Origin of the sequence: Tunturiibacter empetritectus (assembly GCF_013410875.1) — a bacterium.
GTDB lineage: Bacteria > Acidobacteriota > Terriglobia > Terriglobales > Acidobacteriaceae > Edaphobacter > Edaphobacter empetritectus.
On sequence record NZ_JACCCU010000001.1, the window covers coordinates 822,549 to 846,966 of the forward strand.

23 protein-coding genes and 1 tRNA gene are annotated in these 24,418 nt (G+C 59.4%); 9 read left to right on the plus strand and 15 right to left on the minus strand.

The window, feature by feature from the left end:
* The first annotated feature begins 35 nt into the window (after positions 1-35).
* A complete protein-coding gene (locus HDF08_RS03515; protein WP_179637217.1) occupies positions 36-2,591 on the plus strand; it encodes a penicillin-binding protein 1A in 2,556 nt (851 codons plus the stop codon).
* Here the strand turns inward: HDF08_RS03515 and HDF08_RS03520 are convergent.
* From HDF08_RS03520 to ygfZ, 4 genes are read right to left on the minus strand one after another with little or no spacing between them, the layout of a single operon-like run.
* Complete coding sequence (locus tag HDF08_RS03520; protein WP_179637218.1) at positions 2,536-3,522, minus strand: bifunctional riboflavin kinase/FAD synthetase; 987 nt, start codon at positions 3,520-3,522, stop codon at positions 2,536-2,538. The genes HDF08_RS03515 and HDF08_RS03520 overlap by 56 nt on opposite strands.
* Positions 3,522-4,322 carry an MBL fold metallo-hydrolase gene (locus HDF08_RS03525; protein ID WP_179637219.1) on the minus strand — a complete coding sequence of 267 codons (801 nt, stop codon included), beginning with the start codon at positions 4,320-4,322 and terminating at the stop codon, positions 3,522-3,524. The genes HDF08_RS03520 and HDF08_RS03525 overlap by 1 nt, the downstream gene beginning before the upstream one ends.
* A gap of 2 nt (positions 4,323-4,324) precedes the next feature.
* Positions 4,325-4,936, minus strand: coding sequence for a DUF1844 domain-containing protein (locus tag HDF08_RS03530; protein WP_179637220.1), 612 nt, complete (start codon positions 4,934-4,936; stop codon positions 4,325-4,327).
* 2 nt (positions 4,937-4,938) lie between these two features.
* Positions 4,939-6,003: a CAF17-like 4Fe-4S cluster assembly/insertion protein YgfZ gene (gene ygfZ, locus HDF08_RS03535; RefSeq protein WP_179637221.1), complete on the minus strand. Its 1,065-nt coding sequence runs from the start codon at positions 6,001-6,003 to the stop codon at positions 4,939-4,941.
* 58 nt (positions 6,004-6,061) lie between these two features.
* Here ygfZ and HDF08_RS03540 point away from each other — a divergent pair, with 58 nt between their 5' ends.
* The 8 genes from HDF08_RS03540 (at position 6,062) to HDF08_RS03575 (ending at position 15,285) form a co-directional block, all read left to right on the plus strand.
* Positions 6,062-7,639 carry a hypothetical protein gene (locus HDF08_RS03540; RefSeq protein WP_257030856.1) on the plus strand — a complete coding sequence of 526 codons (1,578 nt, stop codon included), beginning with the start codon at positions 6,062-6,064 and terminating at the stop codon, positions 7,637-7,639.
* A gap of 38 nt (positions 7,640-7,677) precedes the next feature.
* Positions 7,678-8,544 (plus strand): S-methyl-5'-thioadenosine phosphorylase, encoded by an 867-nt coding sequence (mtnP, locus tag HDF08_RS03545; RefSeq protein ID WP_179637222.1) that lies wholly within the window; start codon positions 7,678-7,680, stop codon positions 8,542-8,544.
* 82 nt (positions 8,545-8,626) lie between these two features.
* Entirely contained in the window at positions 8,627-9,571 is a 945-nt protein-coding gene (locus HDF08_RS03550) for a PfkB family carbohydrate kinase (RefSeq protein WP_179637223.1), read from the plus strand.
* Entirely contained in the window at positions 9,558-11,264 is a 1,707-nt protein-coding gene (locus HDF08_RS03555; RefSeq protein ID WP_179638761.1) for a glycosyltransferase family 39 protein, read from the plus strand. Before HDF08_RS03550 ends, HDF08_RS03555 begins: the two co-directional genes overlap by 14 nt.
* 41 nt (positions 11,265-11,305) lie before the next feature.
* Positions 11,306-12,109, plus strand: a complete 804-nt coding sequence (gene dapF, locus HDF08_RS03560) for a diaminopimelate epimerase (RefSeq protein WP_179637224.1) — start codon at positions 11,306-11,308, stop codon at positions 12,107-12,109.
* A complete protein-coding gene (locus HDF08_RS03565) occupies positions 12,106-13,050 on the plus strand; it encodes a S66 peptidase family protein (RefSeq protein WP_373563115.1) in 945 nt (314 codons plus the stop codon). The genes dapF and HDF08_RS03565 overlap by 4 nt, the downstream gene beginning before the upstream one ends.
* 16 nt (positions 13,051-13,066) lie before the next feature.
* Positions 13,067-14,500, plus strand: coding sequence for a UDP-N-acetylmuramate:L-alanyl-gamma-D-glutamyl-meso-diaminopimelate ligase (gene mpl, locus HDF08_RS03570; protein WP_179637225.1), 1,434 nt, complete (start codon positions 13,067-13,069; stop codon positions 14,498-14,500).
* Between the two features lie 50 nt (positions 14,501-14,550).
* Entirely contained in the window at positions 14,551-15,285 is a 735-nt protein-coding gene (locus tag HDF08_RS03575) for a lysophospholipid acyltransferase family protein (protein WP_179637226.1), read from the plus strand.
* Here the strand turns inward: HDF08_RS03575 and HDF08_RS22085 are convergent.
* The 11 genes from HDF08_RS22085 to HDF08_RS03630 all read right to left on the minus strand — a co-directional run bounded on the left by HDF08_RS22085 (position 15,264) and on the right by HDF08_RS03630 (position 24,351).
* Entirely contained in the window at positions 15,264-15,947 is a 684-nt protein-coding gene (locus tag HDF08_RS22085) for an SPOR domain-containing protein (RefSeq protein ID WP_179637227.1), read from the minus strand. The genes HDF08_RS03575 and HDF08_RS22085 overlap by 22 nt on opposite strands.
* A gap of 2 nt (positions 15,948-15,949) precedes the next feature.
* A complete protein-coding gene (locus HDF08_RS03585; protein ID WP_179637228.1) occupies positions 15,950-16,729 on the minus strand; it encodes a slipin family protein in 780 nt (259 codons plus the stop codon).
* 77 nt (positions 16,730-16,806) lie between these two features.
* Positions 16,807-17,484, minus strand: coding sequence for an outer membrane beta-barrel protein (locus tag HDF08_RS03590; protein ID WP_179637229.1), 678 nt, complete (start codon positions 17,482-17,484; stop codon positions 16,807-16,809).
* A gap of 95 nt (positions 17,485-17,579) precedes the next feature.
* Positions 17,580-18,896 carry an NfeD family protein gene (locus HDF08_RS03595; RefSeq protein WP_179637230.1) on the minus strand — a complete coding sequence of 439 codons (1,317 nt, stop codon included), beginning with the start codon at positions 18,894-18,896 and terminating at the stop codon, positions 17,580-17,582.
* The gene (locus tag HDF08_RS03600) at positions 18,893-20,530 is read right to left on the minus strand and encodes a tetratricopeptide repeat protein (protein ID WP_179637231.1); all 1,638 of its coding nucleotides are present in this window, start codon (positions 20,528-20,530) and stop codon (positions 18,893-18,895) included. Before HDF08_RS03600 ends, HDF08_RS03595 begins: the two co-directional genes overlap by 4 nt.
* Positions 20,527-22,119 carry an ArnT family glycosyltransferase gene (locus tag HDF08_RS03605; protein WP_179637232.1) on the minus strand — a complete coding sequence of 531 codons (1,593 nt, stop codon included), beginning with the start codon at positions 22,117-22,119 and terminating at the stop codon, positions 20,527-20,529. Before HDF08_RS03605 ends, HDF08_RS03600 begins: the two co-directional genes overlap by 4 nt.
* 66 nt (positions 22,120-22,185) lie before the next feature.
* Entirely contained in the window at positions 22,186-22,503 is a 318-nt protein-coding gene (locus HDF08_RS03610; protein ID WP_179637233.1) for a DUF3467 domain-containing protein, read from the minus strand.
* 36 nt (positions 22,504-22,539) lie between these two features.
* Positions 22,540-22,623: transfer RNA gene (locus tag HDF08_RS03615), tRNA-Leu, on the minus strand.
* Between the two features lie 116 nt (positions 22,624-22,739).
* On the minus strand, positions 22,740-22,916 hold the full coding sequence (locus HDF08_RS03620) for a hypothetical protein (protein WP_179637234.1): 177 nt from the start codon (positions 22,914-22,916) through the stop codon (positions 22,740-22,742).
* A complete protein-coding gene (locus tag HDF08_RS03625; protein WP_179637235.1) occupies positions 22,913-23,320 on the minus strand; it encodes a DUF6677 family protein in 408 nt (135 codons plus the stop codon). The genes HDF08_RS03620 and HDF08_RS03625 overlap by 4 nt, the downstream gene beginning before the upstream one ends.
* Before the next feature lie 350 nt (positions 23,321-23,670).
* Complete coding sequence (locus HDF08_RS03630) at positions 23,671-24,351, minus strand: TetR/AcrR family transcriptional regulator (protein ID WP_179637236.1); 681 nt, start codon at positions 24,349-24,351, stop codon at positions 23,671-23,673.
* Between the last annotated feature and the right edge of the window lie 67 nt (positions 24,352-24,418).

Genomic DNA, 24,418 nt, shown 5'->3' on the forward strand with positions numbered 1-24,418 from the left:
GAAACGCCTCCTCTGCCGTGCTATGGTGAGACTTCGTGCAGAGCCTACACAGTCCCGAAAAAAGGCCGCCAACGCCTGATGACGAGATCCCCGATTGGCAACGTGCGCTTCGCCGTGCGACGCTGAACGGGCCTGACTATCCGAGCCGACGCATTGCGAGACGAGTTACGTTTTATGTGCTGCTGGGGCTGTCCGCGGTTTTTGGGGCGCTTTGCGGGCTGATGCTGGTCTACTCGATCGATCTGCCACAGATGGATGACCTGGCACGGTATCGTCCGAACACTACGACGGAGCTGCTGGATGTGCATGGGAAGCCGTTTGGCTCGTTTGCGCTGGAGCGTCGTGTGGTGCTGCCGTACTCGGAGTTTCCGACGGTTCTGAAGCAGGCGATTATTTCGATTGAAGACAAGAGTTTTGAGAGCAACTGGGGGGTGAACCTGGTGCGGGCGGTGGGGGCTGCGTATCGGGATCTGCATTCGAGCGGTAAGGCGCAGGGGGCGTCGACGCTGACGATGCAGCTGGCGCGCAACTTGTTTCTCTCGTCGGAGAAGACGTATGGCCGCAAGCTGCAGGAGGTCTTCCTGTCGGTGCAGATTGAGCGGCGATTTACGAAGGAACAGATCTTTGAGTTGTATGCGAACCAGATCTACCTGGGGCATGGGACGTATGGATTTGAGGCTGGGTCGGAGTACTTCTTCAACAAGAAGGTGCGTGATCTGACGTTGCCCGAAGCTGCGCTTCTGGCTGCGCTGCCGAAGGGGCCTGAGGCTTATTCGCCGATCAAGTATCCTGACCGCGCTTTGAAGCGCAGAAATCTTGTACTGAGCGAGATGCTGGCCGATGGGAAGATCACGAAGAAGCAGGCGGAGGCGGCGGAGGCCGAACCGCTGGGGCTGCACTTGGAGGCGCCGGCGAATAGTGTCGCGCCGTATTTTGTGGAAGAGGTGCGCAGGCAGCTGGAGAAGCAGTTTGGCGTGGAAGAGGTGCATGGCGCAGGGCTGAAGGTTTATACGACGCTTGATCTGGATCTGCAACAGGTGGCGAATAAGGCGATTCTGGATGGCACGGCGACGTATGAGCGCCGGCGCGGGTGGAAGGGAAGGCTGCCGAACGTGGTGCTGGACGGGGCGGATGTGGAGAGCTATCGGCATCCGGACTGGGTGCAGCCGATTGATATTGGAAGCTACGTCCACGGCGTGGTGACGACGGTCTCTGCGAAGAAAGTTACGGTAAAGCTTGGTGCGCGGCTGGTTGTGCTTACGCCGCAGGACTGGAGATGGACGCAGAACCTGGATGGGGACAGCTTCCTGCGCACAGGGGATGTCGTGTACGTCAAGGTTATGAGCTTTGCAGGGGATGGAACGCTGAACGCTTCGCTGGAGCAGGATTCGGGCGCACAGGCTTCGCTGATGGCGGTGGACAATTCGACCGGCGAGGTGCTGGCGATGGTGGGCGGAAGGGACTTTGCCTTGTCGCAGTTCAATCGCGCTACGCAGTCGCAGCGGCAGGTTGGTTCGTCGTTCAAGCCCTATGTTTATACGACGGCGATTGAGGGTGGAGCTAAGCCTACGGACATCATCGTTGATGGACCGACGACGTTTCCTACGCCGAATGGGCCTTACACGCCGCATAACTACGAGGGCGACTATAAGGGCGCGATGTCGCTGACCAACGCGTTCGCCGAGTCGAGGAATATTCCCGCGCTGAAGCTGGCGGACCGTTATGGAATCCGTAAGGTGATTGAGACGGCGCACCGCTTCGGGATTACGAGCAATATTCCTGCGTTTCTTCCGGTGGCAATTGGTTCGGCAGATATATCTCTCTCGGAGCAGGTGAGCGCGTACAGTGTCTTTCCGAACGACGGCATCCGTGTTGAGCCGCGATACATTCGGAGGATTACTCAGGCAGATGGATTGCCGCTGGATCCGGCTCCTTCGCAGGTGTCGGAGGTCGTCTCGGTGGATACGGCGCGGACGATGATGCAGTTGCTGCAGGCGGTGGTTCGCTATGGGACGGGGGCCTCGGCTTCGCAGTTGAAGCATCCCCTGGGCGGCAAGACCGGGACGACGAACGACTATACGGATGCGTGGTTTGTAGGATTTTCTCCATCAATCACTTGTGGGACGTGGATTGGATTTGACGATCGCGAGTCGCTTGGGGAAAAAGAGACAGGGGCACGCGCGGCGCTTCCGATGTGGATGGATTTTATGAGGGCCGCGATCGCGACTAGGCCGGATGAGGCGTTTCCAGCTGCGGGTGCTGCGAAGAAGAGGCTGGATGTGCCCGGCAGTGCCGTGAGCGAGGCTAATCCGGTTCGTCCGCAGGTGAAGAAGGTGCAGGCAGAAGATTCAGGGGCGACGAGCGGGGTAAGGCCGAAGGATGTTCTTCCCACTGCTCCCCAGGCTAGCTCAACGCCATCGGTTCCGGTGGAGAAACCAAAGGCGAACGGGGCGGCACCGCAGGCGATTTATTTGCCGTTGAAGCCTGCGGTGCCGCAGGCGGTTGCTGCGCGTGTGAAGCCGGCAGCTATGTCGGCTAAGCCTGCGGATGAGCGGAGTGGAGTTTCGAATCCACCACCCGACATATATTGAAGTAGCGTTTTGCCTTGGCGACGTCGCGGCCGATCTGCTCTTTCAGCGCTTCGGGATTTTGCCAGCGCATCTCGGCGCGGAGGCGACGAAGAAAAGTCAGAACAAGCGGCGTCGATTCGTCCAGCTCGATTGGGTGGAAGTTGAGTAGATGGGTTTCGACGGTGAAGGAGTCTGCGCCGAAGGTTGGGCGGTTGCCTACGTTGGTCACACCTTCAAAGGTCTCGCTTGATGACTCTGTGCCTACGGTGAGTGAGGTGATGTAGACGCCGTTGGCGGGAAGCAGCTCGGCGTAGGGCGCGAGGTTGATGGTGGGGACGGTGTAGCGGGTGCCGTAGCCGCGGCCTGATGCTGGTGTGCCGCAGACGGCGAAGCTGCGGCCGAGCAGGGCTCGAACGTGGGTGACGTCGCCTTCGGCGATCATCTGGCGGATGCGGCTTGAGGAGATGGTCTCTCCGCGCAGATGACGCGGCGCGTAGACGCGCACGGTGAAGCCTAGTTCGCGGCCGAGAGCTTCGAGGCTTTCGATGCCTGCCTCGGCCTGATAGCCGAAGCGGAAGTTTTCGCCTTCGTGGAGTTGAGTGACACGGAGGGCTCGCTGGAGAATCTCGGTGGCGAAGGTGCGGGCAGTCATGCGGGAGAGTTCGCTGGTGAAGGGAAGTACCAGCACTGCGTCGATGCCCGTGCCTGCGAGCAGCTCGAGTTTTTGCGCAAGCGGCGTGATGAGCGGTTGACTGGATTCGGGACGGAGGACGCGTGCGGGGTGCGGGTCGAAGGTGATGGCTACGGAGCGGAGGTTTTTTGCACGAGCCTGGGCTACGACTTCGGCGATGACCCACTGGTGGCCGCGATGGACGCCGTCGAAGTTTCCAATAGTGGCGATTGTGGGGCCGAAGTCGGCGGGGATGTCGGCGAGTTGGCGGAATATCTGCATCAGGCGATCTCGAAGGTGAGCTTGAGGCCGTCGTAGGCCAGACGGATGTGGGATGGGAGGGCGGCCTCTGTGGCTTCGTGGTCGAGGTCGTGGCTCATGTGGGTGAAGAAGGCTCGGCGCGGCTTGAGTTGTTCGACGAGGGAGACAGATTTGTCGAGATGCGAGTGGCTGGGATGGGGGTCGCGGCGGAGGGCGTCGAGGATGAGGACGTCAAGATTCTGGAGGAGCGGGATGCTCTCGGCGGGGATGTCGCTCATGTCGGTAAGGTAGGCGGCGTTGCCGAAGCGATAGCCGGTGATCTGCTCGCGGCCGTGGGTGACGGGGACTCGACGTATGCATGCGCCGAAGAGATCTACTCCAGAGCCTGGCGTTGGGTCGATGCGATGAATCTCAACTCGGGCGCTGGTAGGATAGCGGTCTTCTTTGCGAAAGGTGTACTCGAAGATGCGCTCGAGGGTCTTTGCGGTGGCGTCGTCGGCGTAGATGGGGAGGTTTCCGTTGCCGCGGAAGCTGAGGGGGCGCAGGTCGTCGAAGCCGAGGACGTGGTCGGCGTGGCCGTGGGTGTAGAGGACGGCATCGACGCGGCGGATGTTCTCGCGGATGGCTTGGGCGTGGAAGTCCGGGCCGGTGTCGACGAGGATGGTGTGGTGGTTGTAGTCGAGACGAAGGGAGGGGCGGGTGCGGCGATTGCGTGGGTCGCCATGCGAAGACACAGCGGAGGTGCAGACGGCGCAGTCGCAGCCGAGGGTTGGCACCCCCATGGAGGTGCCGGTGCCGAGGAAGGTGAGGGTCGCCTCCATCGTTAGCGGACGATGCTGGGGCCGCCTGGGCCAGGACGGGCTGGGCCGCCGGGGGCCTTGGAGGCTGCGGAACGGGCGAGCGCCTGCGTGACTTCGAGGAAGGCCATGCGCAGTTCGAAGAGAGCGCTTTCGAGCAGACGTGACTCTTCGGTGGAGAGATTACCTTTGGTCTTCTCTTCGAGAACCTGGAGCATGTCGATGCTCTGGCGTGCTCCGAGAATGTCGACCTGGGGCTGCTGGCCCTCCTGCGTGGTGCCGCCGAGCTGCAGGATGGAGGTCATGTAGACGGACTGGACGAGCTGATCAAAGCTCATGGTGGGCGGATGGTCCATGCCGGGGTTGGCTGAGCGGATTGCGGTGTCGAGGCGATCGGCTGTCATCTCGTAGGCGCGCTTGGCCTGCTCGGTCTGCTCTGCGGTTAGGGCTGGCGGGAGCTCGGGCTCCTGCGGTGTCTCGGGTGCGACGGGCTGGGATGGCGTTGCAGCGACTGGTTCTGCCGGCCGCGCCTCGCGCTCTTCTCTCTCTGGCGAAGGATCGGCGTCAGGGCGCAGCTCGCCGTCCATGGTGAACTTGCGGCGGTCGGTGACAACGAAGGGCTTTTTCTGTTCAGGCATGTTCACACTCTTTCAGGAGGTTCAGATGCAACCGATGGCGCAGAGGCTGCAGGTTGCGAAAAGGGGAGCGAGACCGGTTGTGCGATACCGCCGGCGTAAACGATGGGTAGGCCACGGTCCAAAGCCTCGCGGCGGAGGTAGCCAAGTGCGAAGTGGATGGATTGAGATTCGCCGGGTAAAGGAATGGCGGCTACGCTGGTGAGTTCGCCTGTTTGCTTGCCGTCGGCTTCGAGCGATATGCCGGCGGGTGGAAGATCGCCGTCGAGCCGGAAGCCGCTGAAGATGCGATGGACATTGCCGCGGGAGCGGATTCGCTCGACGATCTCTTGGCCGAGGTAGCAGCCCTTGGCGAAGTGCAGGGCGCGGGTCTGGCCGGTCTCCTGTGGGAGTTCGCGGTCGCGGATGTCGGTTCCGATCTGCGGAGTTCCTTCGAGGATGCGGAGCCATTCGAGGCTTTGAACCTCGCAGGGTGTTGCGTCGAGGCTTTGAAGTGTGTTGGCGAGCTTTGCCGTAGTTGCGTGATCGGCCCACAGCTCAAATCGCGGTACAAGGGGACTGTATGCGTGCAGGATGTCTACTGCGGCGTTGTTCCAGCTGAGCGAAAGCATCGCGAGGGGTTCGAGATCATCCGCGGGGAGGCCGATCTGTTGCAGGAGCGAGGCGGCTTTGGGACCGGCGAGCAGGAGGCCGGAGCGCGTGCTGCTGATGTCTGCGAGTTCGACGTCGTCCATGATGATGAATCGGTCGAGCAGCGTTATCAAGGTTGGGACTTGCGGCGAGCTTGTCTCCATGAGGAGATCGTCCGGGCGGGCAAAGATGGTGGCGTCGCCCTGGATGCGGCCTTGAACGCTGAGGAGGAAGTTATAGGTGCCCTCGCCGGGGAGTAGCTGCTGGATGGAGTTGGTTACCATCCCGTTCAACCAGCGGACGCGGTCCTCTCCGGTGGCTCGAATCCAGCCGGTGTTGTGCAGAGCGGATATGCCGGTGTTCTGGAGGAGCGCCTTGAGCTGCAAGGCGGGAGTCGAAGTTGACGGGATCGAGATTTCGGATTGTGCTGATGAACTCATGACGGATTGATGCAAAAAACTTGCGTACACTTGATTATAGCGGTGGATCGAGAGGGTTATGTTGCTGGGAAGGCTTTGGGTCGGGAGCGGAAGTTCGACGGGGATGATCGCGGCCTTTGCGCTGTGGTCGGCCAGTTTTGGAGCCGCGCAGACGTCGGCGCCGGGTGCTGCTCAGCCGGCTTCTCCTGCTGCGACTCAACAGCCGATGACGAAGCAACAGGCGAAGGAGCTCTTTCGGTCTGTGGATGAGATTCTCAGCTTCGTCAGTAGCGACACCAAGTTGCCGATTGAACATACCGTGAAGCGCAAACTTATCTCGCGCGATCAGGTGAATCACTACCTCAAAGACAAGTTTGACGAAGATGAGGGCGCCAAGCGCATGGAGCGGTCGGAGGTTGTGCTTAAAAAGTTCGGGCTGCTCGATCGCGATTTTCACTTGCGTACGTTTTTGCTGTCTCTGTTGACCGAGCAGGTTGCCGGTTTTTATGACAACAAGACGAAGACAGTGAATCTGCTGGACTGGATTGAGCCTGACGAGCAGAAACCGGTGCTGGCGCATGAGCTAACTCACGCTCTGCAGGATCAGAACATCGACCTGACGAAGTGGTCGGATGTTAGTTTGTCCAGCACCTCGCATAGCGTGCAGGAAGACAATCATCACCTGCAGATGGACGAGGCAGATACCGCACGCACGGCTGTGGCGGAGGGGCAGGCGATGGCGGTCTTCATCGACTACACACTGCGGTCCACCGGTAGGACGATCGCCGATGCGCCGGATCTTGCGAATAAGTTGAAGGACCAGGCGACAGACGCGGGCGGATCGCCTGTGATGGCGCGTGCTCCGCTGCTGTTGCAGGAGTCTTTGTTGTTTCCGTATGGCGAAGGACTTGGCTTCGAGCAGGCGATTCTGGTCAAGGCCGGCAAAGAGGCGGCGTTTCATGGCGTGCTCGCGAACCCTCCGTCTTCGAGCTTCGAGATCATGAATCCGGAGGCCTACATGGCGCATGCGCCGGTGCCTCTGGTCCGATTGCCGGATATTCATCCGCTGCTCGATGCGGAGTACACCCCCTACGATGTCGGCGTGATGGGGGAGCTGGACGTTCGCATTCTTGCGGAGCTGTTCGGCGGGCGGGAGCAGGCAGCTGCACTCGCGCCAGAGTGGAATGGTGGTGTCTACTATGCAGCGCAACGCAAGTCGGCTGTGACCGAGGCGGAGAAGGAGTCAACGGCATCCATTGCGCTGCTTTACTACTCGCGATGGAAGAACGCTGATTCGGCGCGGTCTTTTCTGCGTATCTATGCGGCGCAGATTCCGAGAAAATATTCGAACATTGTGGAGCGCAAGAGCGATGAGACTGACGAGGAAGAGCTGGTGTACTCCACTAATGAGGGAGATGTCGTGATCTCTCGCGCGGGCGATTCGGTGTTTATCGGCGAAGGTTTCAATCTGGCGCTCGCACGAAAGCTGCGCGACATGATCGGGAGCATACAGCCTGAAGGGCGGATGCAGCAGGCGGTTGTGCCGGTCATTGTGCCAGTCAACGAGCCAGCGCTCTCGATGTCGCGAGTTTTGGCGTCTTTCGGCGCGGTCAATGAGAGCGCGCTACAACGGTATACTTCTAGAGGGGCGAAGTAGCCACGCGGAATGTGTTCGCTAAAGGGAGCAAGGATATTTTGAAGAAGGCAGAGATCGGAATTATAGGGGGCAGCGGCCTGTATGCCATGCCTGGACTTACCAATGTGCGCGAGGAACGCGTGACAACTCCGTTCGGCGAGCCGTCCGATGCTTTTGTTCTGGGTGAACTCGAAGGCCGAAACGTCGCATTTCTTGCTCGTCATGGACGCGGTCATCGCATTCTGCCCAGCGAGTTGAACTTCCGCGCCAACATCTTTGCGATGAAGATGCTTGGAGTTGATACGATTCTTTCTGTCTCGGCGGTGGGTTCGCTGAAGGAAGCACACAAGCCGACGGACTTTGTGATTCCGGATCAATTTATCGACCGCACCTTTGCTCGCGCGTCCACGTTTTTTGGCGAAGGGATTGTTGCTCACGTCGCCTTTGGTGACCCGATCTGCGCACCACTGGCCGAGGTGCTGAAGAAGGCTTGCGACACGGTTGGTGTCGTCGGCAAGCTTGGCGGAACATATGTCTGTATGGAGGGGCCGCAATTCTCGACTCGCGCGGAGTCGAATCTTTATCGAAGCTGGGGAGCTGATGTGATTGGGATGACGAACCTGCAGGAGGCGAAGCTGGCTCGCGAGGCCGAGCTTTGCTATGCGACCGTGGCGATGGTCACCGACTACGACTGCTGGCGCGAAGGTCACGACGACGTTACAGTGGATCAGATTGTTGCTGTCATGCATCAGAATGCGGACAACGCCTCAAAGGTAGTACGTGCGGCTGTTGCGGCGATGCCGGTGGATATGACAAAAGGCTGCGCGTGTGTCGATGCTTTGAAGTACGCCATTCTTACTGATCGTAAAGTGATTCCAGAAGAGACTAAGCAGAAGCTTTCTCTGCTGCTTAGTAGATATCTCTAAGGTAATAGTTTTGTGTGTCTCAAGATTTTGTAACTTGATTAGTTGCTAATATTAATTAGATCGTAGTGTGTAGAAGGAGTTTATGGCAATTCTCGTTGTAGGTTCGGTAGCGTTCGATAGCATTGAAACGCCCCATGGCGCGGTGAAGGATTGCCTGGGCGGCGCGGCAACACATTTTTCGCTTGCAGCCAGTTACTTTACATCGGTACGCGTTATTGGTGTCGTCGGGAAGGACTTTACTGCTGAGCATGAGGCGATCTTTACTCGCCGCGGCATCGACACGAAGGGTATCGAACGGTCGGAGGGACTCAGCTTTCACTGGACCGGTTCTTACTCGGGCAATATGGACGAGGCCAAGACTCTCGGTACAGACCTGAATGTCTTCGAGACGTTCGAGCCAAAGATTCCGGATGCATATAAGGACAGCGAGTATCTGTTTCTTGCGAATATAGATCCAGTGCTGCAGTCGCGCGTGCGAAGCCAGATGCCAAATGTCCGCATGGTTTGCGGCGATACGATGAACTACTGGATTGCCGATCACTCTGCGAATCTTGCGAAGGTGCTGCGCGAGCTGGATGTGTTGCTGATCAATGACGGCGAGGCGCGCATGCTGGCTGGGGAGCGCAACCTGGTTGTGGCCGCGGAGAAGGTGCTTGCCATGGGACCGAAGACGCTAGTGGTCAAGCATGGTGAGTATGGCGCCACCGCTTTCTTCAGCGATCGCTCGTTTTCTAGTGGTAGCAAGGCATTGCGTCCGTTTCGCGCGCCGGCGCTGCCGCTTGCGGAGGTAGTTGACCCCACGGGTGCGGGGGACTCGTTTGCTGGAGGTTTCTATGGATACCTCGCGTCGCAGCCTAAGTTGACGCCGGCAGTTCTTCGCACTGCGATGTTTTATGGTGGGGTGATGGGTTCGTTTGCCGTGGAGCGTTTTGGGACTGAGCGGCTGCAGAATGTGTCTCGTGAAGAGATCGATGAACGATTCAAACTCTTCCTGGAGATCTCGCACCTTGAACATGCGGGCGTCTAAGTCGTCCCGGAGTTCGCGGCTTAACAAGCCAGCGGCATCGGCCTTAGCGGGCCGAACTGCTGGTTCGGGTGTCGCGGAGTTCGATCCGGAAGAGGTGAGGCCGGCGACGCGGCAGGAGACCTTTCCGGTCGCGTTGGGTGCGGTGTTGCTGTCTTTTATCGCATTGCTTCTATCGTATTCGCGTGGATATCTCCTACTGTACGGTGATGCTGTTGCGCATCTTGGCATTGCTCGGCGCATCCTGGATTCGCGGAATCCGGGGCTCGTCCAGCTTGGCGGGGTTTGGTTGCCGTTGCCCCACCTGCTGATGCTTCCTTTTGTGCAAAAGGTGGAGTGGTGGCAGAACGGACTGGCTGGTGCGTGGCCTTCGTTGATCTGCTATATCGCCAGTGTTGCGGGTATCTATCGGCTGGCGCGCTGGATGATGATTCCGCGGTGGGCGCTGGCGGCGATGGCTCTTTATGCGCTCAACCCGAATCTGCTCTATCTTGCGACGACTGCGATGACGGAGCCGTTGTTCCTAATGCTTCTCATCTGGACGACGTTGCTTACTGTTGAATGCATCGCTGCGATTAAGGACTCGCGGGTGAGTGCGGTTAAGCGCCGTCTGGTGTTGCTTGCGGTCTTCCTTGTGGCGGCTGTGTTTACGCGCTACGACGGCTGGATTTTAGGCGCGGCAGCGTGGTGTGTAGTGACGTTCTCGCTGGCGCGCAGGCGTGAGGTGTGGCGTGAGGTCACTCTGGTTTTTGTTGTCTTCACGGTGTTGTTGATTGCAGGGCCGGTGAGCTGGCTGGCCTATAACCAGCACTTCTTTCATGATCCGCTGGACTTTCTGCGTGGGCCTTATTCTGCGGCAGCGATTGAAAGGAAGACGATGCCGCCTAACGGCCATCACCACCGTGGATGGCATAACCCTGCGTGGGCGCTGTTGTTTTATACGCGCACGGCACAGGTGGACGCGGCTTTTTGGGAGACGGGTTTTCTGCTGATGGCAGCGGCCGTGGGTGGGTTGATTCTGACGGTACGTCGCCGCCTCGCTCTGTCGTCGCTGTTGCTATGGATGCCGCTGCCGTTCTATATCTATTCGGTGGCTTATGGTTCGGTGCCGATCTTTATTCCGCAGCTCTGGCCGCACTCTTACTACAACTCGCGCTATGGAATGGAACTGCTGCCGGCGCTGGCGCTCTTTACGTTTGTGGCCGTGCAGTGGATGGAGCGGAGATGGAGCGAGACGCAGCCGCTTGCCAGGAGACTGATGCAGCCTGTGGTGCTTCTGTTGATTGCCTTGAATACGGTTGGGATGATGTACCGCACGCCGCTGGTGCTCAAAGAGGCGCTGGTGAATTCAACGACTCGGGTTGCATTTGAGACGGCGCTGGCTCGTCAGCTGGGGCAGTTTCCTTATGGCTCGACGATTTTGATGTACAACTCCGATCACATAGGGGCGCTGCAGGATGCTGGAATTCCTTTGCGGCAGACTGTCAATGAAGGAGATTACGACAGTTTTCAGGCTGCGCTGGCCGTGCCTGCTGAGCATGCGGGATACGTTGTCGCGATCGCCGGAGATCCGGTGGCGGCAGCCGTTGCAATGCATCCTCAAGGGCTTAACGAGTTGACGATTTTGTGCACAAGCGGCCAGCCCTGCGCGCGAATTTATAAGTCTGACCGATCCAGCATTGCGCTGCCGAAGTAGCCGGCCGACTTGCAACTAGCATTGAGGCACAATAGGAGCACATGATTTTCTTCGTCAAAGCGCATGCCTGCGGTAATGACTTTCTGATCATCGAGGAGCCGGTGGCACAGCGTCGCCACGCTGAGCTTGCTCGCAAGTTGTGTGCGCGGAACACCGGTGTTGGTGCCGATGGTATTGAATTCCTTGATCGAAAGGCCAATGGCGAATATTTTCTGCGGCTCTTCAATGCTGATGGAAGCGAAGCGGAGCTTTCCGGCAATGGAACGCGCTGTGTGGCCGCCTGGCTGGCGAGCAGCGAGGGTAGGCCGGAGGTTGGGCTGGGCACTCATGGTGGCTTGCGTACTTGTCATGTGATTGAGTCGAACGATCCGCTTTATCTGATCGAGAGCGAGATGGGCGTTCCACGTGTAATGCAGCGCACGATTGTGCTGCCAAGAGTTGGTGAGGTGCCGGGCGCAATGGTGAATGTCGGCAACCCTCATTTTGTTCTCTTTGTGGATAGCGACGATTTCAGCGCACATGGCCTGAGCTGGCAGGAGCTTGGAGCGCAGATTAGCGTGAGTCCGCTGTTTCCGCATAGCACCAACGTTGAGTTTGTTCGGGTTCTTTCGCAGACCGAGATTGCGTTTCGTATCTTTGAGAGAGGGTGCGGGCCTACGACCTCTTCGGGTACGGGGACGTGTGCCTCTTCGGCTGCGGCGATGGTGCTTCGCAGGGTGGAACGGGAGTTGACTGCGATTGCAGAGGGCGGGCCGCAGCGAACTGTGTGGCCGTCAAACGATGCGGTGATGCGATTGACGGGGCCGGCGGAGATTATCTGCCGCGGCGAGGTTGCGGCCCTGTGACGGCACCACTTTTCAAGCCTCGTGCGCTGCGTGCGGGCGCTACGCTTGCGGTCTTGTCGCCGGCGAGTACTCCCAAGCCGGAGTTGGTGGAGCGTGGCATGGCGCACCTGCAGCGGCTTGGGTACAAGGCCGTACTTAGTCCACATGCGCTGGACAGCGGGCCGCTGTACTACGCGGGCAAACTGGAAGATCGGCTGCGGGACCTTCATGCGGCGTTTGCGGATCCGGAGATCGATGGGATCATCTGCACGCGGGGCGGGTGGGGATCGGCGGAGTTGCTGCCGCATCTTGATGCGAAGCTGATTCGAGCAAATCCAAAGCCGTTTATTGGGTACAGCGACCATACTTCGCTGCATTGCTGGCTTCACAATGAGGCGAATCTTGCGACGTTCTATGGGCCGATGGTGGCGGCGGATTTTTCGCGAGAGGATGGCGTGGACCTCGCGAGTTGGCAGCATAGTCTGACGGGCGATCCTGCATGGTCGCTTGGTGATACGGAGGGGCTTCGCGTCTTGCGTGGCGGGCAGGCCGAGGGCTTGGTCGTTGGCGGGTGTCTCTCCATCTTCGTGGAGGCGCTGGGTACGCCGTATGCTCCGCGTGTTGAGAGGGACAGCATTCTTTTTCTGGAGGACATCGGAACGAAGCCGTATCAGTGGGATCGGATGCTGCTTCATCTTCGCTATGCGGGGGTGCTTGAAAAGGTGACCGGGATCGTCTTTGGGGATATGGAGCAAAACGTTTCGCCGGACGAGCAGGACTATCTGGAGCGGGCGATTCTTCATGCGCTTCGTGAGTTTGATGGGCCAATCGCCGTCGGGCTGCGATGCGGGCATGTGAGCATGTATAACGTCACGCTGCCGCTGGGTGTTGCTGCCAGACTGGATCTTGCCGACGCGAGGAATCCGCGGATGCACCTTCTCGAAGCAGCGGTGAGCGGTTAGGCTGGAGTCTCGCGACATGCAAAATTCCAAGCACATTCATCTGATCGGCATCTGCGGCACGGCGATGGCTTCGCTGGCTGGGATGCTGCAACTGCAGGGGCACCGGGTGACGGGGTCCGATACAGCGGCCTATCCGCCGATGAGCGATCTGCTGGCATCACTCAAGATTCCGATTCACGAGCCATTTTCGGAGAGCAATCTGGAGCAGAGGCCGGACCTGGTGGTGGTTGGAAATGCGATCTCGCGGGGGAACGTCGAGCTGGAATATGTACTGGATACGCGGATCCCGTTTTGTTCGATGGCAGCGATTTTGCATGATGAGTTTTTGCCGGGGCGGGAGTCGCTGGTCGTTGCAGGAACGCATGGCAAGACGACGACCACGAGTATGCTGGCGTGGATCTATGAGGTTGCGTCGCGACAAAACCCTGCGCTGGCGCCGTCGTTTCTGATTGGCGGCGTTGCGGAGAACTTCGGGACGAGCTTTAAGGTTCGTTCGACGAGGCCGTTTTTGCTGGAGGGCGATGAGTACGACACCGCCTTCTTCGATAAGGGGCCGAAGTTTCTTCATTACTTCCCTGACGCGTTGATCTTGACCCACGTCGAGTTCGATCATGCGGATATCTATGCCGATCTGCCTGCGGTCAAAACTGCGTTCAAGCGACTGGTGAATCTTGTGCCGGGGCGGGGGCGGATTGTTGCGTTCGACGGCAGCGAGAACGTGAGTGAGTGTATCGAGAAGGCATTCTGCGCGGTGGAACGTTATGGCTTCGATCCTCTGTCGCACTGGCGTCTTGCGGATCTGCGGCATGAGGGGACGTTGACTCGCTGGACGGTAACGCGCGCGGGTGCTCCGTTTGCTGAGTTGAGCCTGCCGATGGCGGGGGCGCATAACGCGCTCAACGCTACGGCTGCTGCGGCGTTGGCTGCGGGGCAGGGAGTTCCAACTGAGGCGATCGTTGAGGCGCTGGCTACGTTCAAGAGTGTGAAGCGCAGGCTGGAGGTGCGATCAGTTGTGGGGGGTGTAACCGTGATCGACGACTTTGCGCATCATCCAACAGCGATTCGTGAGACGTTGCGGGCTCTACGGGAGTCGTACCCGAACCGACGACTGTGGGCGGTGCTGGAGCCGCGGTCGAATACGCTGCGGAGGAATGTCTTTGAGCTTGACCTTGTGGATAGTCTGGCGCTGGCAGACCGGGTTGTGCTGGCTTCGGTCTTCAAGTCTGAGAGCATTCCGGCGAGCGAGCGACTGCACCCTGAGCATGTGGTGAGTGCGTTGAATGCGCGCGGAGTTCCCGCAAGTCTGTTGGCGGATGCTGATGCGATTGTGAAAGCTGTGGTGCCGGAGTTGTGCGAGGGAGACGTGGTTGCGATTCTCTCGAATGGCGGATTCGGGAATATCTACGGGAAGCTCCCGGCGGCGATTGCAGGCCGAGCTTCAAGCAGGTAAGGCTGCGTCCGGTCGAGAGGTCATTTGCGGCTGTTATTCTTGAAGTTGGTATGCTCGCAACCCTGAAGCTCGTCTTTGTTTATCTTGCCCTCGGTCCAATCTCCGGGATCATCGGCATTCCTTACACACTGCTAGTCGGAGACGTCTCCAGGCTCTATCGCGTTGCAATGTGGATTACGAACGCGGGGGTGCGCGCTGCGGGAATTAAGATCGACATCAGCGGATTTGAAAATATTCCAGCCGGGCGCAGCTGTATCTTTATGAGCAATCATGTTTCGAACCTGGATCCGCCGGTGACGATTCCGCTACTGCCGGGGCGCAGCTCGGTGTTGCTGAAGCAGGAGCTGATGAATATTCCGATTCTGGGCAAGGCGATGCGGCTGGCGAAGTTTGTACCGGTTGAGAGGGGAAGCCGTCGCGATACTGCACAGGCTACGGTCGCCGCTGCGGGCGATGCGCTCCTGTCCGGGTTACATATTCTGGTATATCCGGAAGGAACACGCTCGCTGGATGGGCGGCTCTCTGCCTTCAAAAAGGGACCATTTTTTCTGGCGAAGGAGACGCAGGCTCCGATTGTCCCCATCGCTATCTCGGGGACGCAGACGATGATGCGGAAGGGAAGCAACGCCATCACGCCCGGAGTGGCGCGGGTTCTATTGCTTCAGGCGATCGAGCCGTCAGACTATGCGACACGTGAGGAGCTGATGCGGGCGGTCAGGAACGCGATTGCAGCGGCGCTGCCTCCTGAAATGCAGCCGGCGGACTACTTGACGATGGCGTTGTAACCGTCTGTCTGGAGCCGTTGCCGCATGACGTCGGCATCTTTCTTGGTGGAGAAGGGCCCGATCTGAACGTGGAGCAGCTTGTCTTGCGGCTCCTTGTGGATGGCCACACTGTAGCCGCGATGCTTCAAAGCATTGACGAGAACGTCGGCGTCCTCCTGGTGGGAGACGGCGGCTACCTGGACGACGGCTACTCCTTGTCCGGCGGGTGTGATGGGAATCACCATTGCGGGCTTTGCGGTTGGCTTGATTGCTGGTTCGGGGCGAAAGTCTGCCGCTACGGCCTTGACCCTGGTGAGTGCGGGAGCGGGTTGGCTTGCATCCGTAGGTTCTGTTGCAGAAGCGTCCGAAGGGTTGGCACTTTGACGTGCGTCCTCGGAGGCGGTAGCGGGCAAGGTGGATGCTGCGTGAGCTGCGAGGCTTCCAGGAGAGGGTTTTGAGGCACTGGACTCGGAGCTTGTGCTGGTGTTCTCCGCTCCGCTGACCACAGACGGGGCTGAACGCCTGCCCAGGGAGTAGCCGAAGCCGAAGAAGACCGCGCAGAGTAGAGCCAATGCGAAGAAGATGCCAAGGATCGTGGTGGTGCCAAGCGAGATCTCGCGATCCTGTCCGCGAGAGTCGCGAAGATCCTGCAAGTCGTCGTCGGTTTGGTCGCGGCTGTTCACGGTCAGACCTTCTTCTCCAACGCCGTGTCGGGCGTGAATGTCTTATTGAACAGGTTCATCAGCTCCATTGGAAGGGGAAATACGATGGTGGTATTTTTCTCGACACCTATCTCGGTGAGGGTCTGGAGGTAGCGCAGCTGGAGGGTCATGGGTTGGGTGGCCATGAGCTGGGCGGCTTCGACGAGCTTGGCTGCGGCATTAAACTCACCTTCGGCGTGGATGATCTTCGCCCTTCGTTCGCGCTCGGCCTCGGCTTGCTTGGCCATGGCACGGAGCATGGATTCGGGCATGTCGACCTGCTTGACTTCGACGGAGACGACTTTGACGCCGAAGGGGGCGGTATGGCCGTCGATGATGGTCTGGATGCGGATGTTGAGGGCTTCGCGGTGGGCGAGGAGGCCGTCGAGGTCGACCTCGCCGAGAACTGAGCGCAGGGTGGTCTGGGCGAACTGCGAGGTTTGGTAGATGTAGTTGGCGACTTCGATGACGGCTTTGGTGGGGTCGACGACGCGGAGGGTGATGACGGCGTTGACCTTCAGGGTGACGTTGTCGCGGGTGATGACGTCCTGAGGGGGGACCTCCATCGCCTCCTGGCGGAGACTGACGCGGACGATCTGGTCGAGGGGGCGGAAGATCCAGATGAGGCCTGGTCCTGCTGCGGCCTGCTTGACCCGGCCAAGACGGAAGATGACGCCTCGCTCGTACTCTTTGAGGATGTTGAGGGAGTTGACGAGGTAGAGAACTACGATGACGATGGCAAAGAGCAGCGGGAGAGACATCATGGGTAAGACCTCTGTCGGCCAGATTGCAGCCGCCGCTGCGATTGTAAAGCAGGCGCAGCGGCAGCCGGCATTACTGGCTAGAAGCGAAAGAAAAAGCCGAAGCCGGGTTGAAGTTCGGTGGTGCGCTTCTGAATGGTGAGGTAGTTGGTCTCGAAGTCTGGTGCTTTGAAGAACGTCTGGCGGAACTCAGCGCGTGCACCGAAGTGTTTGTTGAGCATGTAGTCGCCACCGACGTTGTAGTAGTAGGTGGCGCGCGCCTGGGGTGAGAGGCCTTCGCCGCCGCCGGGCGTTGGACGGAACGCGGTTGTCCCGGCGCCGCCGCCGGCGAAGGGTGCGACTCCGTGAAACTCGCGGCGGAAGTGAGCGACGTAACCGAACGTGTACTCCGAGGCGTTTTGCTGAACGCCTCCAGTAGGTGTGGCTCCGAAGGGTGTGAAGGTCTGCGTGTAGCGGGCGTATGCGTAGTTGAACTCGAATCCGAGGTATGGGGACTTGGTGTAGCGGATGGTTACGAGTGGACCTACGGTGTTGCCGGGATGAAGATTGACTGCGGTGGGCACGGTGTTGATGGCTACGGTGCCGTTGGAGTCTCTGTTGAGGATGGCGGAGGCGACCACGCCGATGTCGAGGCGGGAGAGCTGACGGTCCAGGCCCGTTTGCGGGGTGGCCTGTGCTTTGGCGATTGATCCAGCCGCGGAGAGCAGCAGGCAAAGTACAACGTTCCGAACCCAGATCGGGCGAGACACATTCAACATCAAGAAAAGACTCCCTTATTCAAAAACTACTGTTCTTTCAGTCTACTCTGGCGCGGCATTTGATGGGGGCTGCCTGATGGGGCTTCGAAGGCCGGTCAAACGGGCTTATTGGCGGGTTCGACGACCAGAGTGAGGCCGTCGAACCCGCGCACAGAGACCAGAGAGCCTACGGAAAGCGAATCCTGGCCCTGGAGAGAGGCCTGCCAGAGCTCGCCGCGTATCTCCACCTGGCCGGTGGGGCAGAGTGGGGTGCGGACGACAGCGGTGCCGCCGATCATGGCCTGCGGGCCGGTGAGGACCTTGCCGCGGCGGGCACGTAGCGCGATCCAGGCGAGGCCGAAGGAGATGGTGCCAAAGCCGAGGCCTGCGCCCAGGGCGGTCGCGAGATGGACGCGGAGCTCGGGGATGGGGCCGTCGACCAGAGTGGCGAGGCCGAAGATGAGTGCGGCGATGCCGACGGCTGCCAATACGCCGTGACTGCTGAACTTGGCCTCGAGGACCATCATCACCAAAGCTGCGAGGAGAAGAACGATGGCTGTGTGGCGGATGGGGAGAAGGTTCAGCCCGAAGAGACCGAGGAGCACGAAGAGCGTGCCGATGGAGCCCGGGACGACGGTGCCGGGAACGTTGAACTCGAGGTAGATGAGGAGGGCACCGAGAATGAGCAGGAGCACGGCGACGTCAGGGTTGGTGAGTTTGCTGAGCAGGCGCTCGCGCTGGGAGGGGGCGGTGGTGATGATCTGCGCTCCCTGGAGATGAAGGGTCTGGGTGGTGCCGTCGAAGCGGTGGATCGCGCGGCCGTCGAGGGCTTTGAGCAGGGAGGCGTCGTCGGCGGAGACCAAGTCGATGAGCTTCAGATTGAGAGCTTCTTCGTCGCTGTAGGACTTTGAGTTGCGAACGGCGTCCTCGGCGGCAGCGACGTTACGGCCGCGGCGAGAGGTATAGGAGCGGAGGAAGGCCGCGGCATCGTTCTCAATTTTTTCTTTGAGAATGGGATCCAGCTGGCGGCCTTCGACGATAGGGTGAGCCGCACCTGCGTTGGTCCCGGGGGCCATTACGGCGATGTCAGCTGATTCGAGGAGGAAGAAGCCGGCCGAACCTGCTCTGCTGCCCGTTGGTGAGATGAAGATGATGACCGGGACGGGTGAGTTTTCGATAGCTTGCACCATCACACGGGTGGACTCGAGCAGGCCGCCGGGGGTGCCGAGCGAGATCAGGACTGCTTCGGCGTGTTGGCTGGCCGCCTCGCGAAGGCCGCGCTGGAGGTAGTCCGCGGTGATGGGCTGGATGGTGTCGTGGATAGTGAGTTTGACGACGGTACCGGAGGCGACGGGAGCGGCGAAGATTAATGTGGGCCGTGCGCAGAGGGTCGCCATCAGGAGGAGGAGGGCGACTCTGGCGTAGGAAGTCATGGCAGGCTCTGTCCACGTGCCTGCAGGGCCTGACGCATGCCTTGCGCTGCAGAGTTCTTCGGGTCCAGTTGTAGCGCCTTGCTCACGTTGCTTGCTGACGCTGACGCGTCACTGGTCTGGAGATCGAGACGGGCGAGAACGAGATAGGCCGTGACGTTTGGGCGCAGCATAATGGAACTCTGAGCCTCGGTGCGGGCATCGGCTGCATTGCCGCTTCGCTCCCGTACCTGCGCGAGGCCTGCGTGAGCCTCTGCACTGGAAGCGTCTGCTGCAATCGCGGTCTGGAACTCCTGCTCGGCTTCGGGAACCAGGCCTTGCGAGAGATACTCGTGGCCTTGGCGGGTGTATTCTGCGGCCTGTTCCGCTGGAGGCAGGGTGGCGAGGCGCATGGCACGCATCTGGTCGAGCTGAAAGGCAGCCTGTCGGAAGGAGGCCTCTGAGTAAGTACGGCGAATGCGCTCGAGGGGATCGAAGTCGCTCGTTGATGCTGCAGGGTCTGTCGCCGCTGGGGTGGCGGTTGGAGGTTTCCGGCCTTCGCTGATGCTGGTCTTGAGTTGTGCTGCTTCGGAGTCGGCTGGGCGGAGCTTGAGGGTCGAGTTGACTTCGCGGGTGGCTCCTGCGAAGTCTCCCTGGCGAAAGAAGGCGACGGCGAGATTGTAGTGATAGTCGGGATCATTGGGATCGGCCGTTGAGGCGCGCTGAAAGAGCGGAACGGCGTTATGGCCTTGGCGGCTGGAGGCGACGGCCTGGTTGTTGACGACTTCCGGAAGCGGTAGCCGGCTGGCGACGAAGGAGAAGGCTGATTCGGCCTCGGCGTACTTGGCAGTGTTGAAGCGGGAGAGGCCAATATAGAACCCTGCTTCGAGAGCGCGCCGATCGGTTTGGGGGATTTTGGCGAAGGTCGCCGCGGCCTGGTCGTACTCCCGCTCGTTGTACTGGGCTTTGCCGAGGGCGAGAAGGGCGGCGGGATAGTCGGGATTGGTCGCGATGGCTGCCTGGAGTCGCTTGATTCTCTCCTGCGAGGTTGGCGCGTCGGTGCCGCGGATGTAGTTCTCAAAGGCGCTTAGCTGGACTCCGCCTGAGGCTGCAAGGAAGGTCTGCTGGGCGATATTGAAGTGAGGATCGATCTGTCTCGCGACCTTCCACGCAACGGCGTTTTCGACGTCGAAGAGACGGTTGAGTTCGCTCGAATCCTGCAAGGGCGCGGAGAGTCGGAGATTTTTGACCTCGAGGACCTGCGCCTGCACTGCGATGCGGCCATTGATGACGTTGAAGCTGCCTACGATGACGAAGTCGGCGTCGAGATTCTGTGCGATGCGAATGGTGGTGGCCCGAGACGGCCTGAAGTCGATGGGCAGGCCGAGATGGTCGAGCGCGTACTGGCGATCTTCGCGGGTCAGGGTGAGGAAGCCGGCAGAGGAGAGGCGCTGGTTCAACGTGTCGGGAAACGAATCACCGACCCAGGCCAGGGCTGGCTGTCCGGAGCGATTGTCGAAGGGAAGAACAAGGATGACGCGGCCACCGGTGTCGGCTGTCTCAGCGGATTGGGAGACTCCGGCGATGCTGCAGAGCAGAAGCAGCGAGAGGAGCCATGGCCGTTGAAGGATCGAGCGAACTTGAAGGCGCTTCGTCACAGATATGAGTATAGAGGGTCAGGGTTTTCCAGCGGGTGGAAGGATGCTTCGACGATACGGGGGAAGTGGAGCACGGCGGCCCATTCGCCTTTACGATGCGCCTGCCAGACGACTTCGCCGTGGAGGATCGTTGCGATTTCGGAGGGGGAGAGGTCGCGGTGGAAGTCGAAGTACTTCGTGTCTACGGACTCGTGCTGCCGACTGAGATCGACGCGGTTGGCCGGCGGTGCCCACTTGGTCGAGAAGACGAGCGCTACGTCGTAACTCCCCGGATCGGCGGCTGCTTTTTCGATCTGCTCCAGCGAAAAGTTCAGGATCGGCGCCGTCTTGACGGGATGATTGGTGTAGCCAAGCTCAGGACGGTTGAGCTCTGAGGTTGCTGGCCACGCGGTGAGGACTGTGGCTTGAGGGTAGGTGAGGTCGATGAAGCGGACCGCCTGCTGATGGAGAACGACGAAGTCGCGATAGGTGAGGTTGTCTTCGGGGGCGAAGGCGTAGGGCGGGTTGATCCAGATACCTGCGAGGAATGCTATTGCGCTCAGGGCGGCGAGGAGGAGCCATCGCTCGGAAAGACGGCGGCGCCAGGTGTTGACGCCGACCAGCAGGATCAGCGGATACATCGGCAGCAGATAGCGTGTGAGGAGAGCGCCGCCAAGGATGGAGAAGGCGATCCAGTTAGCAAGAAGAACTACGCCGATGGCTTTGAGGGCTGGGCGGGAGATGGGGAGTCGCTTATTAGTTGCGGCGATGGGGAGAAACATTGCGGCGATCATGCACACGACAGGCACGAACATGTTCATGTGGGCGAAGAGGTGGAGGAGACGATGCCAGAGACAGAGCGCGATGCGATAGGCGTCGAGGTTTGCGGTGGCGTTGTAGCGGAGAAACTCCGGATTGCCGAAGACGAAGCCGGTGCGGTGGTAGTGGAACGCATACCAGGCAGCGAGTGGCAAGATGGGGGCGAGGAGTGCGGCCATCCAAGAGAGGTGGAGTCTGCGTGATTGAGGAGCGCGGCGATTCTGGAGGAGAAGGGCTATCTCCCAAAGAGCAAGCGCTATGGGCGTGACGATGGACGTTTCTTTCGACAGCGCGGCGAGAGAGAACATGAGCGCAGAGTAGATCGGATTCAGGACGAGACTTGATCCCGTGTCTGCGGAGTCGTGGTTGAAGTAGAAGGCCAAGCCCCAGAGGGTGAGGGCTGCGGCGAAGATGTCAGCGTGAGCGAGCGTGCTCTGTGCGAACCAGACGGGATAGATCGCGGTGAGTACGACCGTGACTGCAGCGACTGCGGAGGTCGTCAGCGTTCTGGTTAGTTTGAAGACGCCAAGCAGAGCGGCTGCGGCGACCATTGCCACCAGCGTGCGCGTGCCGCTGACGACATATCCGGAGAGGTGCCACCAGGCGGCGAGGAGGATCGAAGGCAGCGGCGGGTGCGCGTTGGTGACGGTGCTTTGCGGGATGAGGGTGCCGGTGCGGAAGAAGTCCCACGCGGCGGGAATGTAGTAGCCTCCTTCGTCCCAGAAATAGGGAAGCCGAAGGAGGCGAAAGTGTGAGAGATAGACGGCAACGAAGAAGAGCGGATAGAGCATCCAGAGAGGGATATTCTCGAAAGCTTGCTGCCCATCTTTGTCGGTGCTGCGTTGGGGTCGCACGCTTTAGTTGACGGGACCTTCGGGCTGGGGGAGTTGCTCAAGCGTGATGAAGCCGAAGGTCTGCTCGTATTGACCAAGATTGTGTCCGAGCACGTTCCAGAGAGCCTTTGCCTGCTGCGGGCTGAGATAGATGCCCTGAAAGTTTTTCACGTTCAGCTCGTCGGGGTTGTCCTGGCTCATGGTGCCGAAGACGAGGAAGAAGTCCCATACGCTCATGCGGACCTGTACGCTGTTGGCATAGCCGTCGCGATAGTCTTGGGTACTGGTGAGCTTGAGCTGTGGCTGTTTGTCCTGGGGCTGATTGGGGTTTTGCTGGCTCATCGAATCTCTTTCGGGGTTGGGTTGCTTTTTAGATATTGGTGCGGGAGAAGGGACTCGAACCCCCACGGATTTCTCCGCTTGGACCTAAACCAAGTGCGTCTGCCATTTCGCCACTCCCGCATTCTTCGTGGGCGACACCGTGTGGTGTGCGAAGAACTTGAGTGCCACAATCAGCCTATGGCAAAGGGATGTTGATTGCAACGTTGCCAGCGGGAAAAGAGGCGATCAGTGCCCGCTCAATGTTTGATCATCCACATGATCCAGCTGGCCGCGATGGTGCCGCCGACGAAGAGGACAAAGCAGAAGGCGCCGAAGCGGATCATGGTGCGAGGTTCGGAGCGCTGCGTTATGCCGAAGACGATGGAGGTGAAGAGAGCGAAGAGCAGGACTGCTCCGAAGTGCGAGATGGTCATGAGCGCTTCCTCCCGGTGGCCAGCGAGTGCGCGTCGACGGCGGAGATGATGTTGAGAAGGCCGGCCACGACCATAAACTTGGTTCCGTAGTCGGCGGTGGCTACCTGCACCGTCACCTGGCCGAGATCGAAGATGCGTGCAAGAACGTAGAGAAGGCCATTGCCGAGGTCGCCGGCGAAGTTGAGGATGTCCAGCAGATCGCCGGTGTTGGGCGAGTAGATCTTGCCCTTGAGAGCGAGGCCGATGATGAACATCGCGACGATGGAGACCATCAGGAGGCCGCCGCGAATCCATTTACGCTGCAGAAAATGACCTGCGCCGGGGATGAGCCATCCAGCGATAAGAGCCATCGCCGGAAATGAGGTGGATTGCGCGCGCGCTTGTGCCGAAACGTTAGTAGCCATTGCTACTTTGATGATAACAGGGCGCTGCAACACTGGATGGAAGCTGTAGCCAACTTCGAGAAGACGAGGTCTAGGAAGTTGCACGCGAAGTTGCCGAAGGCCGGCCTTTGCAGGCACTGTCCGATACGCCGGTTTTGCATCCACATGAAATGGAGCGGATCGGTAAACACACGCCGACTTAGCATTATCAATTGAATACCAAGGCGCCTAAGCGATCAAGGCCAATGTATCTTGCATGCACAGGCTTTGATTGCGTTTCATCTTCGACGACCGGTCTCAATACTTCATAGTGTTCAGATCTTCGCACTCGTCATGGTTACCTCCAACGACTTCCAAGTAGACAGAAGCTGTTATTGCTTTGAGGCACTGGATCGGCCGGATCGTTTAGGGATTGCGCTCTTCGGCAATCGCGGAACAGCCTGTACGCCCGCCCAAAGCGTTGCGATCGTTTGCTCGACCAAGAGAGTCTGGTCAGTCAAGCCGGGCACAACACCTTGGATGACCATGAGCGTGGCGAGGCCGAGAATCGTGTACCACCAGGTGTGGGCTACCACTATGTCATCCCTGCTTGGCAATCCTTCATCCTTGGCAGCATCGAAAAAGAGCTGCACGAAACGTTCGAACAACGGCGTGCCAATCTCGTTGATGTATTCTCCAGCGCGGATGCCGTTGCGGTTCTCAGGCCCGAAGAAGACGTTGCGGAACTGCTGGGGATGGGCAGTGCAGAATTGAATCAAGCCGCGTGACGTCGCAAAAAGACGCTCTTTCGGTGCAGGATGTTTAGCGGCAATCGCGTCGAAGTTCTGAATCAGCAGCCCGATCGTCTCGTTGCTCAACTCGGCAAGAATGTGCCATTTGTCCGGAAAATGCTGGTAAATCACGGCGTGTGTATAGCCGATCTCTTTAGCGATCGCACGAAGCGTCACGGCTTCGTAGCCGCGATCGGCAAACATTTTGCTTGCAGCAACGAGGATTTCGCTTCGCAGCCTTTCCTTGCGCTCTATCCGGCGACTTGGTGATGTGGATGTCACTTGAATAGCTTAGCCCGTTTGATGATTTTTGCGGCCGATTGTTGTTTTATAACCATTGGTTATAAAA

Coding starts and splice junctions, on each gene's coding strand:
- dapF (WP_179637224.1), top strand. CDS start 11,306: ATGATTTTCTTCGTCAAAGCGCATGCCTGCGGTAATGACTTTCTGATC.
- HDF08_RS03550 (WP_179637223.1), top strand. CDS start 8,627: ATGGCAATTCTCGTTGTAGGTTCGGTAGCGTTCGATAGCATTGAAACG.
- HDF08_RS03585 (WP_179637228.1), bottom strand. CDS start 16,729: ATGATGTCTCTCCCGCTGCTCTTTGCCATCGTCATCGTAGTTCTCTAC.
- HDF08_RS03610 (WP_179637233.1), bottom strand. CDS start 22,503: ATGAGCCAGCAAAACCCCAATCAGCCCCAGGACAAACAGCCACAGCTC.
- HDF08_RS03595 (WP_179637230.1), bottom strand. CDS start 18,896: ATGACTTCCTACGCCAGAGTCGCCCTCCTCCTCCTGATGGCGACCCTC.
- HDF08_RS03555 (WP_179638761.1), top strand. CDS start 9,558: ATGCGGGCGTCTAAGTCGTCCCGGAGTTCGCGGCTTAACAAGCCAGCG.
- ygfZ (WP_179637221.1), bottom strand. CDS start 6,003: ATGAGTTCATCAGCACAATCCGAAATCTCGATCCCGTCAACTTCGACT.
- HDF08_RS03525 (WP_179637219.1), bottom strand. CDS start 4,322: ATGGAGGCGACCCTCACCTTCCTCGGCACCGGCACCTCCATGGGGGTG.
- HDF08_RS03625 (WP_179637235.1), bottom strand. CDS start 23,320: ATGGCTACTAACGTTTCGGCACAAGCGCGCGCGCAATCCACCTCATTT.
- HDF08_RS03590 (WP_179637229.1), bottom strand. CDS start 17,484: ATGTTGAATGTGTCTCGCCCGATCTGGGTTCGGAACGTTGTACTTTGC.
- HDF08_RS03540 (WP_257030856.1), top strand. CDS start 6,062: ATGTTGCTGGGAAGGCTTTGGGTCGGGAGCGGAAGTTCGACGGGGATG.
- HDF08_RS03520 (WP_179637218.1), bottom strand. CDS start 3,522: ATGCAGATATTCCGCCAACTCGCCGACATCCCCGCCGACTTCGGCCCC.
- HDF08_RS03575 (WP_179637226.1), top strand. CDS start 14,551: ATGCTCGCAACCCTGAAGCTCGTCTTTGTTTATCTTGCCCTCGGTCCA.
- HDF08_RS03605 (WP_179637232.1), bottom strand. CDS start 22,119: ATGCTCTATCCGCTCTTCTTCGTTGCCGTCTATCTCTCACACTTTCGC.
- mpl (WP_179637225.1), top strand. CDS start 13,067: ATGCAAAATTCCAAGCACATTCATCTGATCGGCATCTGCGGCACGGCG.
- HDF08_RS03620 (WP_179637234.1), bottom strand. CDS start 22,916: ATGACCATCTCGCACTTCGGAGCAGTCCTGCTCTTCGCTCTCTTCACC.
- HDF08_RS03530 (WP_179637220.1), bottom strand. CDS start 4,936: ATGCCTGAACAGAAAAAGCCCTTCGTTGTCACCGACCGCCGCAAGTTC.